We start from the raw sequence: 18965 nt of genomic DNA, 5'->3' as shown, positions 1-18965 counted from the left end.
GATGACCGTTAAAATCAACGTTGTGCGCCATGCAAGTCCGATTGGAAAACTGTCACTTGCCACGATTGATCGAAAACTGGTGCATCTTGATTTCGAAGATAATGACGACCGCCTGAAAACCATTCAGACGCGGCGCTTTAAGAAACTTGAATGGATCGAGGGGGGAGAAGCCCCGAAATCCATCACGGCGTGGCTTGATGCCTATTTCGCAGGTGACGTTATGTCACTTCCCATAGCTGATCTTAATATGATCGGAACCGATTTTCAGAAATCGGTTTGGGATGCCTTGATCATGATCCCCAATGGTAAAAGCGTTTCCTACGCCGGACTTGCCAATGATCTTGGCAATCCAAAAGCGGTGCGGGCGGTGGCGCGCGCCAATGCGCTTAATCCTGTTTCCATCATCGTGCCCTGCCACCGTGTGATTGGATCAAATGGTACCTTGACGGGCTATGCCGGTGGACTGGACCGTAAAAAATGGCTTCTCGATCATGAAGCTGGCATTTTGTCAAAGGCGGCGTAATGCCCTGAACAACAGGAAGGACAACGCAACCGCAGTCCTTCCTGTCTATGGGTAAAGCTTAGATTGACATCACGATACGGCCATCAATTTTGCCGTTCCGCATCCGGTCAAAAATCGAATTGATGTTTTCCATTGGTTCGGTTGTGTAATGCGAATGCACCTTGCCATCGCCGGCAAATTCCAGTGATTCCTGCAAATCCGCACGGGTTCCGACAATGGATCCGCGAATGGTTTTGCCACACAGAACCGTGTCAAAAATATCAAGTTCAAACGTTCCGGGTGGCAATCCGACAAGTGACATGGTGCCGCCACGGCCCAGCATGCCAACGCCTTGTTTGAAAGCTGCATTTGAAACAGCGGTGACCAGAACCCCGTTGGCACCCCCCATCTGTTTTTGCACTTCTGAGACCACATCCGTTTCGCGCGCGTTCAACACCCAGTCGGCACCAAGACTTTTTGCCAGATCAAGTTTTTCCTGTGCGATGTCAACGGCGATAACTTTCATGCCCATGGCTTTGGCATATTGCACAGCCATGTGTCCCAGCCCGCCAATACCCGAAATCACCACGGTTTCACCGGGTTTGCATTCAGTTTCCTTAAGGCCCTTATAGACCGTTACCCCGGCGCATAGAACTGGTGCGGCATTGCCAAACTCAAGCGCCTTGGGCAGGTGACCGACATAGTTCGGGTCGGCCAGAACATATTCGGCAAAGCCGCCATTAACGGAATAGCCGGTATTTATCTGTTCACCACAAAGTGTTTCCCAGCCGGTAATGCAATGGTGGCAATGGCCACATGCAGAATGCAACCATGGCACGCCAACGCGATCGCCTTCCTTGACAGATTTTACACCTTCGCCGACTTCGGCAACAAAGCCGACACCTTCATGGCCGGGGATAAAGGGGGGATTGGGCTTTACCGGCCAATCGCCTTCGGCGGCGTGCAGGTCAGTGTGACAAACCCCGGACGCCTCAATCTTGACAAGGATTTTTCCCGGTGCGACTTTGGGGACGTTAACTTCTTCTATCGACAAGGGTTTGCCGAATTCCCGCACCAAAGCGGCTTTCATAGTGGCAGGCATGATCTGACCTCCTGAAGGAAGAATTAAGGCCCGCTTGGCAGGGGCCTGTCAAATTCGTTCAAACAGGATAGGGAGATTTCAAGTTGAAAGCCTTGCTCTGAATCAATCTTGGGTCAGGGGTTGCTCATTTTTGACCCTAGCTGTCAAAGCCGACGTCTGGAAGCTCAAGCACATAGTCCTGATAATAATCCGGCGGCATTCCGGCTTCATAGCGCGCTTCAGCATTGAAGGGCGGCTTTAACGATCCACGGAAATGCATGCGCAGCATATCATGCCATGTGGTGTAGTAGGGCAGGCCGCGCTGGTCACAGATATATTCGTAATATTTACGACCGGCTGCGACATGGGCAATTTCATCATGGGCGATGATTTTTAAAATACGTGCACTTTCGGTATCGCCGTGCGAGAGCAGCCGTTCAATGGTTGGCGGGGTGGCATCAAGGCCGCGGGCCTCAAACACCATCGGGACGACGGCAAGGCGCGGCAAAATGTCATATGCCGTATCCATCGATGTTTGCCACAAACCATCATGGGCAGGCAGATCCCCATAAGCCGCCCCCATTTCACCCAAGCGCTTATTGATCATTTTGAAATGACGGGCTTCATCATCGGCAACCTGAACCCATGCGTCGTGGAAATGGCGCGGCATGTTTGCTTCGGGAAAGCGGACACATAAATCCCAAGCCAGATCGATGGCGTTCAATTCGATATGGGCCAATGCATGCAAAAGCCCGATCCGTCCCTGAACGCTGCCTTTTTTGCGTTTCGGCATTTTATTGGGGGCGAGAAGTTCGGGTTTTTCCGGGCGGCCGGGACGATCTGGCATATCGGTTGCGCCGACTTCCGTGATCTCGCCATTGCGCCAAAGTGCGGCCATTTCAGCCGTGACGTCGGCCTTTTCGGTGGCATCGGCGGTCAGAAGGGCGCGTTTGGCGGCTTCGGCGAGGGTGAGTTTGGTCATGATCGTCCGGCTGTGGTTGGGGTGCGAATGTAAGTGTCAACACGTTGTTGGCTTTGTCTGACATCTGCTTGGCATCGGGTCAATGGGCAAAGAAAAAGGCGGCCTTGCAATGATCTGCAACGCCGCCCTTTAAGACATTTGTTTGGTCAACGATTTGGCGCGATCAGGTGATGTTGAAACGGGCCAATGCTTCTGCCAGATCTTCGCCAAATGCGTTGCCTTTGCGAATGATCGCGGTTCGGCATGGCAGGTCCTGCAAGGACGGATGGTTTGGCGCATCTGATGTCAGAACGGCGGTTGGAATACCGCGTGTCTTGGGCATGGCTTGCAGGGCATTTGCCAAATCAACACCGCCCAACTCATCAATGGTTTTAGCAACAATGATAAAGTCCGGGCGGGTGCGCACAGCAAGTTCAATCGCCTCAAACGATGTTTGCGTGACCGAGCTTCGATAACCACAGGCGGCCAATTCACGTTCAAGAATGGTGGCCATGGAGCGTTGCGGGATCACCAACAATGCTTCGACATTGGTTTTTTTCAACCAGTTCGGGTCAATGTCCGGTGCGCGTTTGGAGGGCAGTTCACGGACGAACTCGGCGGTATCGGTGCCACCGGCTGTCATGTCGCCACTCAAAAGGCTCTGAATTTTATCGACAAATGCCTGAATGTCGTCGATCGACCCTTCGTTCAGTTCCTTGCAGGTGGTGACATAATCGGCCAGTCGGTGGCTGGTCAGATTGATCAGCGGGGCGGCAACCGATTTTCCCTTATAGCGGAGATTGAAAACTTCGCGCTGGATCGCGGTCAAATGGGCCGGGTCGCTTTTGCCGCGTGCATTTTGCAGATGGACGTCAATTGAATTGATGATGTCATTTGCTTCGTCACGAAAGTCTGCAAGCATCTGATCGTCGAGATCGATAACATTCTTGTTCATTGGATTATCCGCTTTGCCGGCGTGCCGGTGTGTTTTCTCCCAATAGGTGGAAAACAGCTCCACCTAATACTCCCATATCCGGATTTTTATCCTGAGAAACAAGGTAAGGCAACACAATCAATCTGCGGGTGCTTGGCCAGAAAACTGATTTGAAAGGGTTTTCAAGGCACAAAAAAACAAGGCCCGGCAGGAAAATGCCGGGCCTTGTTCGGATAAAAGAGCAGGGTTTTAAAGTGCGCGGACAGCTTCCAGGACTTCGGCAACGTGGCCTTTGACCTTAACTTTATGCCAAGCTTTCTGGATCACGCCGTTACCATCAATGACGAAGGTGCAGCGTTCAATGCCCATGAATTTCCGTCCATACATGCTTTTTTCTTTCCACACGCCATAATCTTCGCAGGTGGTGCCATTCTCATCAGATGCGAGAATGAAATTCAGGTCATGTTTGGCCTTAAACTTGTCATGGCGGGCAGCACTGTCTTTTGAAATGCCGATAATCTGGGCGTCAACCGCGCTGAAATCAGGTTCAGCATCTCGGAATTCACAAGATTCCGTCGTGCAGCCCGGCGTCATGTCCTTGGGATAGAAATAGATCACCACCGGTTTGCCCGCCAGATCAGAAAGTTTCACACTGCCACCCCCATCGGTTGGCAGTTCGAAATCCGGGGCCTTGTCACCTACATCAAGCGTCATGTTCTATCCTTTGTTCGTTCGTTTTGATTTGCGACCCAATTCATCGCCGGTCCCGACGATGCCAAGGGTGCCTGATCATGAAGATACAAACCCTTATAGGGATGGCAAGGGTGGGTGGATCATTTTGGGTTTATTGTGTGTCTTCTGGTGGCGTAACTTTTTGCGCCGGTTCGGCAATCACCCGATCATAGATGTTCTTGATCCGGGTTGCGGTCGTTTCGATCTTGTCCTGCAAGCTTGCGAAATCATCACATTTTCCAGCACTGGCCAACATTTTTTGCAAATCGGTACTCGCACTTTCCGGGGAAAACGGCCCTTCTGTCGTTAAGCGCAGCATGGCCTGCAATGCCAACCAGAACGACCCGGCATTGCCAAGAAACTCGGCTTCTTCGTTGTCCAAAATCCCTTTGGCACCAAGGTTTTTAAATACTTCGCGGGTGGTTGGCGACAGGATATCCGGATATTTATGGGCGTGGCGCAGTTGCAGATATTGCGCAATGAATTCCAGATCAACCAGTCCACCCCGGCGCATCTTGATGGCCCATGGATGGTTGTCGCCTTTGCCGGCATCCATACGATTGCGCATATCAAAAACTTCGCGAACCAACTGATCGGGGTCGCGTTGCTTGCACAGAACGGCATTGGTTGTTGCAAGGACCTTCTCACACAATGCTTTGGGGCCATACACCGGACGTATCCGGGTTAGCGCCATATGCTCCCACGTCCATGCGTCGTTGGTCTGGTAGGCCTCGAAACTTTTGAAATGGGTTGCCAGTGGGCCTTTTGCTCCGCTGGGGCGCAGGCGAAGGTCGGTTTCAAACAAAATTCCCTCTGCCGTCGGGGCCGACAGGGCATTGATGTAACGCTGACTTAACCGAATGAAATAGTGACCGGGCGAAAGCGGCCTTTGACCATCAGATTCTTCGGCATGTTCCGCAACATCATAGATGAACACCATATCAAGATCAGACCCGGGGGAAAGTTCCTGACCACCATGTTTGCCAAGGGCAAAGACAGCCAAACCGCCATCTTCGAACGTGCCGTGTTTGTCAGCGAAATCTTCGGCAATGCGCGGGAACAGGGCCCGAATGGCAACGTCTGCGACATCGGCCAAGGCCCGGCCAGCCTGATGCGGGGTATGGCGGTTCTGGATGGTTTGAACATCAATCTGGAATTTTTGGTCATTGGCCCAGCGCCGCGCAGTATCAAGCCAATCTTCAACCATGTCTTCACGGGCAAGGCGTGCATCCAGCTCGGCCATCATGGCATCGGCATCAGGCAGTTCTTCGTGAAAGCCTGCCATCAGAACGTAGTCAAGAACGGCGGCATTCCGCCCGATATATTTTGCTATTCGTGGCGCAGTACCGGCAATTTGGGCAAGCAGTTCAAGAAGCTCAGGGTGGGCCGTGAAAAGTGAGAAAACCTGAACCCCGGCCGGAAGACCTTTGAGAAACTCGTCAAAGGACCGAAATGCCATGTCCGGGTTGGTGGTTTTGCCCAATGCATCCAAGAGGGTTGGCATCAATTCGGTCAGGATTTCGCGCGCACGGCGTGAACGTGTGGCGCGGTAACGGCCATGATGCCATCCCCGTACCGTGATCGAGACGTTTTCAGCATTCTCAAATCCCATTTCACGGAGGTTTGCCAACGTGTCCGGGTCATCTTCGGTGCCGGTGAAGACAAGATTGCCTGCGCGTCCGGTAAGCGGGGTGTCATCTTCGAACAATTCGGCATAGTTGTTTTCGACATGGCGCAGATGAAGCAACAAATCAGCCTTGAACCCGTCAACGGCGTCATAGCCAAGGAAGGTCGCAAGGGCCGTCAGGCCTTCATCCGTATCAGGCAGGGTCTGGGTTTGTTGATCATTGATCATTTGCAAACGGTGTTCGACGGTGCGCAAAAATTCATAAGCGTGTAGCATTTCGTCGCGTACTTTTTCGGAAACCTGTCCGAATTCGGTCAAAGCGCGCAATGTGTCACAGGTTGCCTTACCGCGAAGGGCGACTTCGCGCCCGCCCCAGATAAGCTGCTGCGTCTGGGCAAAAAATTCAATCTCGCGAATGCCGCCCCGGCCCAGTTTGATATTGTGGCCGGGAATGTTGATCTTGCTGCCGCCCTTGTGTGCATTGATCTGACGTTTAATCGAATGAATGTCCTGAATGGCAAGAAAATCAAGATGTTTGCGCCAGACAAATGGCCGCAGGATTTCCAGAAACTGATCGCCGGCAATCCGGTCACCGCCAACGATGCGGGCCTTGATCATGGCCGCACGTTCCCAGTTTTGGCCGACAGTCTCGTAATATGTTTCAGCGGCCAGCATCGATAAAATCGGCGGTGTAGATGATGGGTCCGGGCGCAGGCGCAAGTCTGTCCTGAACACATATCCATCACCCGTGCGTTCTTCCATAACGCGGGTGATGTCGCGCACCATACGGACCAGATCCTGCTGAATGCGGTCCGGATCAAGATAGGTGACGACTTCCTGATCATAAAGGAAGATCAGATCAATATCGGATGAATAGTTCAGCTCACCCGCACCCAGTTTGCCCATGCCAATCGAAAATATACCAGATCCTTCCAACGGGTTTTCCGGATTGGGCAAGTCACATTTGCGAAGACGTGCCATAGCAGAAAGACAATGGGCCATGGTGAAATCAAGGGTGAGTTCGGCGGTTTCACTGATGGCCGAGGTGATTTTATCAAGCGGCCAAGCGAGGCAGATATCAGCAATCGCTATAACCAGTGCTGCCCGGCGTTTTGCCCGGCGCACGGTGGTCATGGTGGTTGGTTGATCAAGGTTGCGGGCATCGGCACTGATGCGAACCGGGTTCAGGGCATTGGCAAATGCCTGATCAAGGCCGTTATCAAACACATCACAGACCACATCAGGATCACGAAGACACAGATTGGTCAGATAGGGGCTGTTGCCAAAAAGAGCTTCCAGAACGGATTTGCTTTGGGTATTCGACGCAATATCGCCAATTTTCGATGCAATGCTTTCAAATGCCGGGCGGTCGCCCAAGGCATGCCAACGTTCCATTGCATTGGCAACATGTTCAGGGGCGTGCGGTTGGGGCAGTCCTTGCGAAATCCAGGAAAGAGACACTTTTTGCGTTCCTTGTATTGCGAAAAGGTAACGAACCGGGCTATGCACAGATCTGTACCTGATTGCATAATCTCTGTCAGAAGTTTGATGTCCTGATCAACAGGGTGGCATGTACCTGTTTAGCTTTTCTATGGTCAGACAAAAAGCGATTTGATTGATAACAGTCTGGTACATTTAACCATGCTTGTTGTCTGTAAATGCTAGACAAGTACACCAGACTGCGCAGATTGTTCATAATGCGGCATATGACACCGACAAGACAGGGTATACAGAGTGCGCCTCGTTAAAACCTTTGCTGGATGGCTGGCGCTGATTTTATCAGCTGTCATTCTGTTTGTTGGCGTATTTGCAGCGGTCACAATCTGGCGGTTGTCGCAAGAGCCCGTGTCTTTGCACCGCTTAACCCCCTATATCGTCGATCATTTGAATAAATCGATGGGCGAGAACAAGCTGTCTGTTGGCGATCTTGTTCTGCGCTGGCGCGGTTGGGCGGAAAAGTTTGATGTCGGCCTGCGCGACGTTACCATCATTGGTGCCAATGACCGCGAACTGCTTCACATCCCCGAAGCCGATGTTGTGTTTTCCAGTAAGGCCCTGTTTGAAGGCGTTCTTGCACTTCGCGAAATGAACCTGATCGGGCCACGTATCCGATTGGAGCGCAGTGCGGATGGCAAAATCGATATTGGCTATGTCGCCGATGAAGCCGCACTTGATGCAGATGGTCTGTCGGGCATACTGGCACTTGGCGAAGAAGATGACACGCCGTCCAATCCGGACGAACTGGTCTATGACAAGGGACGTGGTTCATCGGTAACCATCGAACTCCCGTCAAGCACTATAGGTGAAACGGCGGTAGTTGCCGATGGCTCTGACGACATATCTCAACCTGCTATCAACCAATCTAACGATTCTGCGCCGTTGGAACAAAACGGCGCTGTTGAGCAATCGGGCAGTGATGTTTTACGCGATGTGATCGCCATTCTGTCTGGCGAACGAACCGATTTTCCTGCAGCAGCCTATTTCGAAAGCTTTGGGGTCGTGAATGCCGATCTGCAGGTGCGCGATGAAAAGCTTGGCGTTGTTTGGGCCGCACCGCAGGCCGATATCCTGTTGTCGAGAAAGCCATTGGGCATTGGCGCAGAAGCATCCTTGCAGGTAAGTGCCGGGGCATTATCCACCCGTGTCAGTGTGACCGGTGATTACAGTATCCAGACCGGCGAGATCGACCTTGAAGCTGATGTGGGTGAGGTGGAGCTTTCTGATCTGGTCAGTATTTCCGATGTTTTTGAAAATCTTCGCGACGCATATCTTCCTGTATCAGGGAAGCTTAAGGCAAAATATGACACGGACGGCGAACTGCTTTTTGCGTCGACCGACCTTGTCGTCGGAAGCGGGATCATATCGCTGCCCTCTGAAATGCGTGCGACCTACCGTGTTCGGGACGGGAAGATTGTCACAAGTTATGTGCCAGGCCGGTTTAACCTTGATGACGTGGTCTTGAATGTTGGGGATGCCTCGGCAAAGCTGCAGGGCGTTGTGCTTGACCCATTCGGGAAATGGAGCGTCAATCTTGATGCCTTTGCAACCGATGTCCAAACCAACGATCTGAAGCATTTATGGCCTGAATCCCTTGGCGTTGATGCCCGCGACTGGGTTGTCACCAACCTGTCAGAAGGCATTGTGCATCAGGCCAGCATGCATACGGAACTTCATCAGGATGATGAAGACGGGATTGCTCTGGACGCGCTGGGTGGTCAAATGACCATGTCGGGCGTGACGGTGCATTATCTTGGCGATATGCCAAGTGTGTTGGATGCTGGGGGACGGGCCGAATTTGATGCGGACAGCTTTAAAATCTATGTTGATCGCGGCAATGCCGATGGTTTGACTGTTACTGATGCCAGCATCGAATTTACAAGACTGAATGATCCTGTGCCAGCGGCTGACATCGAAGTTGTCGCACATGGCAGTGCGCGTAAGGCGCTTGAACTGATTGAAGCAGAACCGCTTGGCTTTGCGACACGTCTGGGCATTGATCCGGCCCAGATTAGCGGCGAGCAAGCAACGCGTGTGCGGCTTTACTTCCCGTTATTGCGCGCGGTTCGTTTCGAAGATGTCGAAGTCGCCGCCGCATCAAGGATTGAAAATGCCAGCATTACCAACGCATTTCGCGACCTTGATGTAACGGATGGCACGTTCGAATTACAGGTCAATACAAAGGGGCTCGATTTAAACGGTGTTGCCGCAATCGGCAATGGGAAGACCAAGATAAATTGGGTTGAAAACTTTGAAACCAATGCTGCTATTCGCAGCCACTATACCCTGTCCGGTGATCTTGATCTGGGTGTTCTTCCGACGGTGGAGCTTGATGCATCTCCTTATTTGACTGGAATGGCCAAGGGTAAGGTCGATATCAAGGTCAAATCCGATCAGGTGGAGCTTGTCGGGGATGTTGATCTTAAGGCAGTGACAATTGCACTTCCGTTTGATGGCGTTGATTATCAAAAGGAACCCGGTCCCGACGCAAAAGCCACGTTTGATCTGGCCGTTCAATATGATGGCGGTGGAACCCTTAAATCCTTTGCGGCCATCGCACCGGAACTTGCGGCAGAAGGCCGGGGAACTTGGCGCGGCGATAACCCGATGGCCGATAAATGGGTCTTTGAAATCGACACTGCGACGTTTCGTGACAACACCGATGTCAGCGGCACCGTTCGTTTGGCGGACGATGACAAGCTGACAGTTGATCTGCGCGGGTCACAATTCGATCTACGCTATTTTGTCGATAAGGACGCCTCGAAACAAACTGATCCGACGCAATCGGCATCTGATCAGGCGGAAAACCTCAACCTGATGGTTACGTTGGCTTCTGACAGGTTCCTTTTGAAGGGGGATGAGCCGCTTCTGAGTGATGGCAAAATCACGTTCAGTCAGGACCGCGCAAATCAGGAAATCGAAATCTCGGCTCGTCAGCTTATTGCCACCCCGTGGATTGTTTCTGACGATACAGTCGGAAACACGCAGCCCAAACAAAAACAAAGCCCCAATAGTGGTGGCATTGGTCAAAGCGCAACACGTTCTGGCGGCACGACGGAAATCTTTTTGAATATTGAACAGATGGTGATGGCCAATGGCGAACTTCTGGGCGATGTCAAAGGATCGATCCATACAGTCGGGCAGGAATGGGATCGTCTTGTTTTGAATGGTTCGTTGGGTGATCGGGCCAATGTGTTTGCCCAGGTAACCCGCGAAGATTTCGTCACGCGCAAGGTCAAACTGACCAGCGAAGATGCTGGAAAATTCCTGCGTGCGGTTGATATGTATGAAAATCTTTTGGGCGGTATTCTGACGGTCGAAGGAACGGTCGATGACGCTGATTTAGCTCAACCCTTTACCGGAACGGTGAATATTGATGACTTCCGCGTCGTCAATGCCCCGGTTGCCGCCCGGGTTCTTGGTGCTGCATCCTTAACAGGGCTTGGCGACGTTTTGCAGGGCAACGGGATATCATTTGACGAGCTAAATGGTGGTTTCACCTATGCCAATGATGTGCTGTCGCTTTCGAAAATATCGGCAAACGGAACGGCAGTCGGAGTGACAGCGAATGGATCGATTGATCTGGCGAAATCCGAAATCCGACTGTCGGGATCAATTGTGCCGATTTACGCGCTGAACTCCGCACTCGGTGTTATTCCGATCCTTGGCGATCTTTTGGTCGGCGAGGAAGGTGGGGGCATATTCGCCCCGACCTACACGGTTGAAGGCGATCTTGAAAACCCTGATATTACTGTCAATCCATTGTCGACATTTGTGCCGGGTGTGTTCCGAAATCTGATTACCGGGGCAGAACCGGGTTAAAGCCAGTAAACAAAAAGCCCCGCAAGCATATGCTGCGGGGCTTTTGTATTTGGTTCGGTTGCTGAGTAAATATCAGACAGGCTTGATCAGAACGTGGCGCTTTTTGCCTGCCGAAACCTTGATGACACCATCTGAATTTAGCGCATCTGCGGTGATGTTGGCATTTTCATCGCTGACTTTTTCGTCATTGATTTTGGCACCACCACCCTTGATCAGACGGCGTGCATCGCCACCCGATTTGGCAAGGTCCGCACGACGGAACAAATCAAAGGCAGGAATACCTGCATCCAGTTCGGCCTTGGCGACTTCAACCGTCGGGAGGTCGTCAGCCAGAACACCTTCTTCAAAGGTTTTGCGTGCGGTTTCAGCCGCTGTCAGGGCGGATTCTTTCCCACGGCAAAGGGTGACAGCTTCAAGGGCGAGAACCTTTTTCGCCTCGTTGATGTCTGATCCTTCAAGCTTTTCGTATTCTGCGATCTGTTCGAGCGACATTTCGGTAAACAGACGCATGAATTTGATCACGTCGGCATCTTCGGTGTTGCGCCAGAACTGGTAGTAGTCATAGGACGACAGGCGTTCTTCGTTCAACCAAACAGCACCAGAGGCCGTTTTACCCATCTTCGCACCTGAGGCGGTGGTCATTAGTGGGGTGGTCAGGCCGAACAATGATTTCTCGTCAACGCGACGTCCCAATTCAACACCATTAACAATGTTGCCCCACTGATCCGATCCGCCCATCTGCAGGGTGCAGGCGTAATTGCGGTTCAGTTCAACAAAGTCATAGGCCTGCAGGATCATGTAGTTGAATTCAAGGAAGCTCAGCGACTGTTCGCGTTCCAGCCGTAGCTTGACCGAATCAAATGCCAGCATCCGGTTGACCGAGAAATGGCGACCGAAATCACGCAGGAATTCAATATAGTTCAGTTTGTCCAGCCAGTCGGCATTGTTGACCATGACCGCATCGGTCGGGCCATCGCCAAATGTCAGGAACTGCTGAAATACTTTTTTGATGCCGGCCATGTTGGCAGCAATGATTTCATCGGTCAAAACCGGGCGGGCATCGTCACGACCCGTCGGGTCGCCAACACGGGTGGTGCCGCCGCCCATCAGGACAATCGGTTTATGGCCGGTTTTCTGCAGCCAGCGCAGCATCATGATCGATACGAGCGATCCGACATGCAAGCTGTCTGCAGTGCAATCATAGCCCACATAGCACACCACCGTATTGTCGCTTGCATAGGCGTCAAGGCCCTCAAGATCAGTGCATTGGTGGATATAACCGCGGTCATTCATGACGCGGAGAAAATCAGACTTCAGTTCAGTCATGGTTTTTGCGCTATGTTGGTTGTGATAGAAAAATCGAGCCGCCAATAGGTGCGGAGGCGATGATCTAGCACAGAAAACATCCGCTGGGCAACGGATCGGGACGCAGTTCTGGTATCGTCGTAACGATTTCGCCAGAAATTCGATCTAAGCTGCACGCCACAACGACAAAATGCCACGCGGAGAATGACATGACACAAGGCTGGATCAAGGCAATCGGCATGATGAGCGGCACATCACTTGATGGTGTTGATGCGGCCTTGATTGAAACCGATGGCGTTGAAGTTCGCCGTCTGGATCATGCGGTTTTCGTGCCCTATGCCCCGGAATTACGCGAACGGATGCGGGCATGCTTTGGTAATCGCAGAGCGACCAATACCGAACATGTCGTGGCAGATGATCTGACACAGGTCCATGTTGATGCCGTTAACATGCTGCTTGAAAAATCCGGCACTTTGGCGGGCGAAATCGGTGTGATCGGTTTTCATGGTCAGACGGTGTTTCATGAACCGGCATCTGGCCTGACGCGCCAGATCGGAACGCCTGATATGTTGGCTGACAAAACAGGTATTCCGGTGGTGGCCGATTTCCGATTGGCCGATGTTGCGGCAGGCGGCGAAGGCGCGCCACTGGCCCCTGTCTATCATGCCGCGTTGATGAAAAGTGCCGGGGTTGAGCTACCGGTTGCGGTGCTTAACATCGGCGGGGTGTCGAATGTCACCTATATCGATGCCAATGACGAATTGCTTGCCTTTGATTGTGGTCCGGGTAATGCGCGACTTGATGACTGGATGTTGCGCCATACCGGAAACCCGGTGGATTTGAATGGTGCGACGGCAGCATCCGGTAATGGGGACCCGATGGTCGAGGTCAAATTCCTTGAAGACCCGTATTTCGACCGTGTCCCACCCAAATCCCTTGATCGCGAAGATATGGCTACCCGCATTGATGGACTTGTCGGCCAGGCAAAGCTGAATGTGTCCGACGGGGCGGCGACACTGGCCAATTGTAGCGTTGCGGCCATTGTTGCCGGTGTGAACCATCTTCCGGCCGCGCCGCAAAGCTGGTTTGTCTGTGGTGGAGGTCGGCACAATGACTATGTCATGAAAACGCTAAATGCCCGGCTGGGTGTGCCGGTGCGTTCTGTTGATGATCTTGATTGGGACGGGGATGCGGTCGAGGCGGAATGTTTTGGCTATCTCGCCGTCCGTCATCTGCGCGAACTACCACTTAGCTTTCCCGGAACTACTGGCGTGCCCGAGCCCTGTTGTGGGGGTAAGCTTTACATACCGAAAAAGGCCGCCTGAAAAGGCGGCCTTCGTTCTTTGGTATCTCATGATCGCGTAGGCGTGGCAGGCGGTTACGCGCCGCGCTTATCGAGATATGAAGCAGTATGTTTGATCACGTCATCTTGCTGTTTGGCAAAATAATGATCGGCATCAGTGATGGTGCACATGTCAACTTCAATGCCCTTCTGGGAATTGAGCTTGTCAGAAAGCTTGTTGACCGACGCAATCGGAATGTTGGTGTCCTGTGATCCGTGGATCAGGATGCCAGACGACGGGCAGGGTGCCAGGAAGGTGAAGTCATATTCACTGGCGGGGGCCGCAATCGAAATAAACCCGTCAATTTCCGGACGGCGCATCAAAAGCTGCATGCCGATCCAGGAACCGAACGAATAACCGGCAACCCAGGTTGCACGCGCATTGGCGTTATAGGTCTGCATCCAGTCGAGCGCGGATGCGGCATCGGACAGTTCGCCGATTCCCTGATCGTAAACGCCCTGCGAGCGACCAACACCGCGGAAGTTAAAGCGCATGACCGAATATCCGCGACTCTTGAACATGTTGAACAAGTTGAAACACAACTTGTTGTTCATTGTGCCGCCCTGTTGCGGGTTCGGATGGAGGATCAGTGCGATGGGCGAATCGTCAGCGCCGTTATGGTGGTAGCGACCTTCAAGGCGGCCTTCGGGGCCGTTAAAAATGACCTCAGGCATGGATCAGACTGCTCCTGTCCACGAATGGAATGATGTGTGTAACAAAAATATCCGAGTGTTTTTGTATGTTTTTTCGTGTTTGCGCATAAATTGCTTTGGGCAAATACTTGACCAAGTTACTCGGTTATCCTATATTCCGGCTAACCCGTTGGTGCCGTTTTCACCCGTTCTTGCGTTGTGCGTAAGGTCGGGCTTAGGCGTGGCTGCCGGGAATCGAAGGTACTAATTACACAGTGGACCGCCCCATGTTCAAGCTAATTCGTCAGGAAATCGACGCGATGATTGCCCGCGACCCTGCGGCACGTTCCCGTTTGGAGATCGCGCTTTGTTATCCGGCGTTTCACGCAATCATGGGATATCGCGGCACGCACTGGCTTTGGGGGCGCGGTTTTCGCATTACGGCCCGCTTCCTGTCGCAGATCATGCGCTGGTTGACCGGCATTGAAATTCATCCCGGTGCCAAGATCGGCAAACGGTTATTTATCGACCATGGCATGGGTGTCGTGATTGGTGAAACCGCCGAGATTGGCGATGACGTCACCTTGTATCAGGGCGTAACCCTTGGCGGGACGTCACCCAGTGTAAATAGTGAAGGTCAGCGCGGCCTTAAACGTCACCCCAGTCTTGAAGACGGTGTGATTGTCGGGTCCGGCGCACAAATCCTTGGTCCGTTCACCGTGCGCAAAAATGCCCGTGTTGGCGGCAATGCGGTTGTGCTGTCCGAAGTACCCGAAGGCGCTACTGTGGTCGGTATCCCGGCCAGAATCGTTCGCCGCGAGGCTGATGATCGTTTTTGTGCTTACGGCACGCCGATCGGCGATCTGCCTGATCCGGTGGCCCGTGCACTTGAAGAACTTGGCCGTGAAGTCAAAATCCTGCGTGAACAGGTCGGCGTACTTGAAGCCGAAAAAGCAGGAGCTGCCGGGAAATCGGCAGGCGACGTGGCGCCGGATAAACCGCGCATCGTTGCATCATCTAAATAAGTTTGGCGCGCATCGCGCGACAACAATGAACAGCCCGCTGTCAGGTATGCAAACCAGTATGACCAGGACAGCAAGGCAGGAGGACGCACCGTGAAGCTGAGTACAAAAGGCCGCTATGCCGTCATGGCGATGGTCGATCTCGCTGAAAGCAGTAAGGACCGACCGGTCGCGCTTGCCGATATTGCGGACCGTCAGGAAATTTCGTTGTCTTATCTTGAGCAGTTGTTTGGCAAATTGCGCAAAGGTGGACTGGTTCGTTCCGTGCGCGGTCCGGGTGGAGGATATCTTCTGGCCCGTACGGCCGTTGAAACCCGTGTCGCCGATGTCATTTTGGCTGTCGATGAGCCGATCCGTGCAACCCGTTGTAAATCCGGTTCACCGAAAGGCTGTAAGGCCAATCAGGGGCGCTGCCAAACCCATGAATTGTGGGAAGAACTTGGCAATCAGATTTACCTTTATCTGGCATCTGTAAGTCTTGCCGATGTGGTGGATCGCAATGTTGCCGGGACGCTACGCGCATTCCCAGCGAAAACAACGCAAATAGAAGAGCCGTCACAGGTTGCGGCACAGTAAATGCTGCTCTATATCGAGTGCAGATGAGAATAAGGATGAATACAAACTGATGGCCGAACAGGTTTATCTCGACTACAACGCAAGCGCGCCGCTGTGCATCGAAGCACGGCAGGCCATGATCGCTGCGATGGATGTCACAGGTAACCCGTCATCAGTTCACGGAAGTGGCCGTGCAGCCCGCAAGATTGTTGATCATGCACGCCGAACGATTGCCGAACTGGTCGGTGGTGATGCTGAGCGGATCATTTTCACCAGCGGCGGGACCGAGGCAAACAGTCTGGCGCTGAACGGTTTGGAAGATGTCACTGTCTTTACCAGTGCAACTGAACATCCTTCGGTCATCGAAGGACGGGTGGATGCCAAACGTATCCCGGTTGACGGTAATGGCGTGATTGATCTGGCTGCTTTGGAAAAGATGCTTAAAGACGCATCGGATGCCGGGCAAAAGGTTCTGGTTTCGGTCATGCTGGCCAATAATGAAACCGGTGTGATACAGCCGGTGTCAAAGGTTGGTTTGCTGGCACGGGAATATGGGGCAAAAGTCCATTGTGACGCCGTACAGGCGCTGGGACGGATGCCGGTGGATATGGGGCGCTTGCTGGTTGATATGGTGTCGGTTTCGGCACATAAGGTCGGCGGACCCAAAGGAACAGGTGCCTTGGCGATTGCGCCCGGTGTGATGCTGGTGCCGCAGATCCGGGGTGGCGGACAGGAAAAATATCGCCGTGGTGGCACGGAAAACGTTCTGGGTATTGCAGGCTTTGCCGCCGCTGCCCGGCGGGCCGAAGCCAAAATGGCGCAGATGGCGACTATCGCAGGAATGCGTGATCGCCTTGAAACAGAATTGGCGTCAGAAGCTCCTGAGCTTTTGATTGCTGGTAAGGGAACGGAGCGACTGGTGAATACAAGTTGCCTGATCTTGCCGGGAATGCCTGGGGAAACTCAGGTTATGGCATTGGATTTGGCAGGTGTTGCAATCAGTTCGGGATCAGCCTGCTCGTCAGGCAAGGTACGTGAAAGCCACGTGCTTAAGGAAATGGGAGTTTCCGACACCGGATCGGCCATCAGGGTCAGTCTGGGACTGGAAACGACCGACGACGATATCGATACGTTTATCCGAGTTTGGAGCCGGATGAGGGGTAATGCAGCGCGTAAGAAAGCGCGTCACGCTGCCTGACAAGAGAGTGAGTGAGGAAGCCTTTAATTATGAACGAGCTTAAAGCAAAGCCGATCTATCTAGACTATCAGGCGACCACGCCGACCGACCAGCGTGTCGTCGATGCGATGCTGCCGTATTTCACCGAGAAATTCGGTAACCCGCATTCGCGTAATCACAGCTTTGGCTGGGAAGCCGAAGATGCGGTTGAAGTCGCGCGTGGACAGGTTGCCAAAATCATTGGTGCCAGTGCCAAGGAAGTCATCTTTACATCAGGTGCGACTGAGTCGAACAACCTTGCACTTAAGGGTGTGATGAAGTTCTACGGCAAAAAGAAGCCGCACATGATCACGATCGTAACCGAGCATAAATGCGTGCTCGACAGCGCCCGTCACCTTGAACAGGAAGGTTACAAAGTGACCTATCTTGGCGTTAAGGAAAACGGCCTGGTCGATCTTGAAGAACTTAAGGCAACGATCACGGATGAAACCGCACTTGTTTCCGTCATGGGCGTAAACAATGAAATCGGTGTGATCCAGCCGCTCAAGGAAATCGGTGCTATCTGCCGTGAACGCAAAGTGTTCTTCCACACAGATTGTGCACAGGCCGTTGGCAAGATTGACCTTGATGTTGAAGACATGAACATTGATCTGATGTCGATTTCCGGCCACAAAATCTATGGTCCGAAGGGCATTGGCGCATTGTTCGTTCGCCGTCGTCCGCGTGTGCGCGTTATCGCCCAGATCACCGGTGGTGGTCAGGAACGTGGCATGCGTTCAGGGACGTTGCCGACCCCGCTGATCGTGGGTCTTGGTAAGGCATGTGATATTCTGTCAAACGAAATGGCAGAAGAAAATGCCCGTATCACCAAACTTCGCGATTACACGTTGCAGAAGTTCCGGGACCGTTTGGCTGACATCTACCTTAACGGGGATGAAGAAGCGCGCGTTTCGGGCAACCTCAATGTTTCCTTTGCCTATGTCGAAGGCGAAAGCCTTCAGATGGACATCAAGAACATTGCGGTTTCGTCCGGTTCTGCTTGTACGTCGGCATCGCTTGAGCCGTCTTACGTGCTACGTGCGCTGGGTGTTGACGAAGAGCTCGCACACACTTCGCTGCGTATCGGTATTGGCCGTTACACCACGAAGGAAGAACTCGACGAAGCAATTGAGTCAATCAGTGTTGCTGTCGAGCGCCTGCGTGAGATGAGCCCGCTTTGGGAAATGGCCCAGGAAGGCATCGACATCAAGTCGATCGAGTGGGCTGAGCACTAAGAACGACTGACGACGACTTATCGACGTAATTCGTCTCGTGAGAGAGACTTAAAAGACTTTTAGGAAGGATTCCTATCATGGCTTATAGCGAAAAACTGATCGACCATTACGAAAACCCGCGTAACGTTGGTTCGATGGACAAAAATGAATCGTTCGTCGGAACCGGTCTTGTCGGTGCACCGGCCTGTGGCGACGTCATGAAGCTGCAGATCAAAGTGACCCCGGAAGGGATCATTGAAGATGCAAAGTTCAAGACCTTTGGTTGCGGTTCGGCGATTGCGTCGAGCTCGCTGATCACCGAATGGGTTAAAGGCAAGTCGCTTGACGAAGCAGGTGCGATCAAAAACTCGCAGATTGCTGAAGAACTTGCACTTCCGCCGGTTAAAATTCACTGCTCTATCTTGGCAGAAGACGCCATTAAAGCAGCGATCAGCGACTACAAATCCAAAAACGTCGCGGCTGACGCTGCTGAATAAGCAGTGTCACACCCACTTCGTTTTC

The 18965-nt window shown here is 52.7% G+C and carries 15 protein-coding genes; 8 read left to right on the top strand and 7 right to left on the bottom strand.

Annotated elements, in window-relative coordinates:
* Position 1: 1 nt before the first annotated feature.
* Complete coding sequence (locus tag RIC05_RS00545; RefSeq protein WP_350047438.1) at positions 2 to 523, top strand: methylated-DNA--[protein]-cysteine S-methyltransferase; 522 nt, start codon at positions 2 to 4, stop codon at positions 521 to 523.
* A 58-nt stretch (positions 524 to 581) separates the two neighbouring features.
* Here RIC05_RS00545 and adhP read toward each other — a convergent pair whose 3' ends face one another.
* From adhP to RIC05_RS00520, 5 genes are all read right to left on the bottom strand, one after another.
* On the bottom strand, positions 582 to 1604 hold the full coding sequence (adhP, locus tag RIC05_RS00540) for an alcohol dehydrogenase AdhP (protein WP_350047437.1): 1023 nt from the start codon (positions 1602 to 1604) through the stop codon (positions 582 to 584).
* Positions 1605 to 1740: 136 nt separating this feature from the next.
* On the bottom strand, positions 1741 to 2565 hold the full coding sequence (locus RIC05_RS00535) for a ferritin-like domain-containing protein (RefSeq protein ID WP_350047436.1): 825 nt from the start codon (positions 2563 to 2565) through the stop codon (positions 1741 to 1743).
* Between the two features lie 163 nt (positions 2566 to 2728).
* Positions 2729 to 3499 (bottom strand): PleD family two-component system response regulator, encoded by a 771-nt coding sequence (locus RIC05_RS00530; RefSeq protein WP_350044434.1) that lies wholly within the window; start codon positions 3497 to 3499, stop codon positions 2729 to 2731.
* A gap of 228 nt (positions 3500 to 3727) precedes the next feature.
* On the bottom strand, positions 3728 to 4192 hold the full coding sequence (gene bcp / locus RIC05_RS00525; RefSeq protein ID WP_350047435.1) for a thioredoxin-dependent thiol peroxidase: 465 nt from the start codon (positions 4190 to 4192) through the stop codon (positions 3728 to 3730).
* Between the two features lie 130 nt (positions 4193 to 4322).
* Complete coding sequence (locus tag RIC05_RS00520; RefSeq protein WP_350047434.1) at positions 4323 to 7298, bottom strand: bifunctional [glutamine synthetase] adenylyltransferase/[glutamine synthetase]-adenylyl-L-tyrosine phosphorylase; 2976 nt, start codon at positions 7296 to 7298, stop codon at positions 4323 to 4325.
* A gap of 273 nt (positions 7299 to 7571) precedes the next feature.
* Between RIC05_RS00520 and RIC05_RS00515 the strand changes: the two genes are divergently transcribed.
* Complete coding sequence (locus tag RIC05_RS00515) at positions 7572 to 11156, top strand: YhdP family protein (protein ID WP_350047433.1); 3585 nt, start codon at positions 7572 to 7574, stop codon at positions 11154 to 11156.
* A gap of 72 nt (positions 11157 to 11228) precedes the next feature.
* Here the strand turns inward: RIC05_RS00515 and tyrS are convergent, their stop codons facing one another.
* On the bottom strand, positions 11229 to 12482 hold the full coding sequence (tyrS, locus tag RIC05_RS00510; RefSeq protein ID WP_350047432.1) for a tyrosine--tRNA ligase: 1254 nt from the start codon (positions 12480 to 12482) through the stop codon (positions 11229 to 11231).
* 188 nt (positions 12483 to 12670) lie between these two features.
* On the opposite strand from tyrS, the gene RIC05_RS00505 reads away from it, so the two are divergent.
* A complete protein-coding gene (locus tag RIC05_RS00505; protein WP_350047431.1) occupies positions 12671 to 13786 on the top strand; it encodes an anhydro-N-acetylmuramic acid kinase in 1116 nt (371 codons plus the stop codon).
* Between the two features lie 53 nt (positions 13787 to 13839).
* Here the strand turns inward: RIC05_RS00505 and RIC05_RS00500 are convergent, their stop codons facing one another.
* Entirely contained in the window at positions 13840 to 14478 is a 639-nt protein-coding gene (locus RIC05_RS00500; RefSeq protein ID WP_350040778.1) for an alpha/beta hydrolase, read from the bottom strand.
* A 245-nt stretch (positions 14479 to 14723) separates the two neighbouring features.
* Here RIC05_RS00500 and cysE point away from each other — a divergent pair, with 245 nt between their 5' ends.
* From cysE to iscU, 5 genes are all read left to right on the top strand, one after another.
* Positions 14724 to 15461 (top strand): serine O-acetyltransferase, encoded by a 738-nt coding sequence (gene cysE / locus RIC05_RS00495; protein ID WP_350047430.1) that lies wholly within the window; start codon positions 14724 to 14726, stop codon positions 15459 to 15461.
* Between the two features lie 90 nt (positions 15462 to 15551).
* Positions 15552 to 16034: an Rrf2 family transcriptional regulator gene (locus RIC05_RS00490; protein WP_350040780.1), complete on the top strand. Its 483-nt coding sequence runs from the start codon at positions 15552 to 15554 to the stop codon at positions 16032 to 16034.
* Between the two features lie 49 nt (positions 16035 to 16083).
* On the top strand, positions 16084 to 17211 hold the full coding sequence (locus RIC05_RS00485) for a cysteine desulfurase family protein (protein ID WP_350047429.1): 1128 nt from the start codon (positions 16084 to 16086) through the stop codon (positions 17209 to 17211).
* 29 nt (positions 17212 to 17240) lie between these two features.
* The gene (locus tag RIC05_RS00480) at positions 17241 to 18464 is read left to right on the top strand and encodes an IscS subfamily cysteine desulfurase (RefSeq protein WP_350040782.1); all 1224 of its coding nucleotides are present in this window, start codon (positions 17241 to 17243) and stop codon (positions 18462 to 18464) included.
* A gap of 77 nt (positions 18465 to 18541) precedes the next feature.
* On the top strand, positions 18542 to 18940 hold the full coding sequence (gene iscU, locus RIC05_RS00475; protein WP_350040783.1) for a Fe-S cluster assembly scaffold IscU: 399 nt from the start codon (positions 18542 to 18544) through the stop codon (positions 18938 to 18940).
* The last annotated feature ends 25 nt before the right edge of the window (positions 18941 to 18965 follow it).

The organism is Thalassospira sp. (genome assembly GCF_040218635.1).
In the GTDB taxonomy this organism is placed as follows: Bacteria; Pseudomonadota; Alphaproteobacteria; order Rhodospirillales; family Thalassospiraceae; genus Thalassospira.
Note: the sequence above shows the minus strand (reverse complement) of the source record. Positions and strands in the feature narration are given on the sequence as shown.

What these genes read in the sequence shown, in the direction of transcription:
- RIC05_RS00545 (WP_350047438.1), top strand. Translation starts at nt 2, where the DNA reads ATGACCGTTAAAATCAACGTTGTGCGCCATGCAAGTCCGATTGGAAAA.
- adhP (WP_350047437.1), bottom strand. Translation starts at nt 1,604, where the DNA reads ATGCCTGCCACTATGAAAGCCGCTTTGGTGCGGGAATTCGGCAAACCC.
- RIC05_RS00535 (WP_350047436.1), bottom strand. Translation starts at nt 2,565, where the DNA reads ATGACCAAACTCACCCTCGCCGAAGCCGCCAAACGCGCCCTTCTGACC.
- RIC05_RS00530 (WP_350044434.1), bottom strand. Translation starts at nt 3,499, where the DNA reads ATGAACAAGAATGTTATCGATCTCGACGATCAGATGCTTGCAGACTTT.
- bcp (WP_350047435.1), bottom strand. Translation starts at nt 4,192, where the DNA reads ATGACGCTTGATGTAGGTGACAAGGCCCCGGATTTCGAACTGCCAACC.
- tyrS (WP_350047432.1), bottom strand. Translation starts at nt 12,482, where the DNA reads ATGACTGAACTGAAGTCTGATTTTCTCCGCGTCATGAATGACCGCGGT.
- RIC05_RS00505 (WP_350047431.1), top strand. Translation starts at nt 12,671, where the DNA reads ATGACACAAGGCTGGATCAAGGCAATCGGCATGATGAGCGGCACATCA.
- RIC05_RS00500 (WP_350040778.1), bottom strand. Translation starts at nt 14,478, where the DNA reads ATGCCTGAGGTCATTTTTAACGGCCCCGAAGGCCGCCTTGAAGGTCGC.
- cysE (WP_350047430.1), top strand. Translation starts at nt 14,724, where the DNA reads ATGTTCAAGCTAATTCGTCAGGAAATCGACGCGATGATTGCCCGCGAC.
- RIC05_RS00485 (WP_350047429.1), top strand. Translation starts at nt 16,084, where the DNA reads ATGGCCGAACAGGTTTATCTCGACTACAACGCAAGCGCGCCGCTGTGC.
- RIC05_RS00480 (WP_350040782.1), top strand. Translation starts at nt 17,241, where the DNA reads ATGAACGAGCTTAAAGCAAAGCCGATCTATCTAGACTATCAGGCGACC.
- iscU (WP_350040783.1), top strand. Translation starts at nt 18,542, where the DNA reads ATGGCTTATAGCGAAAAACTGATCGACCATTACGAAAACCCGCGTAAC.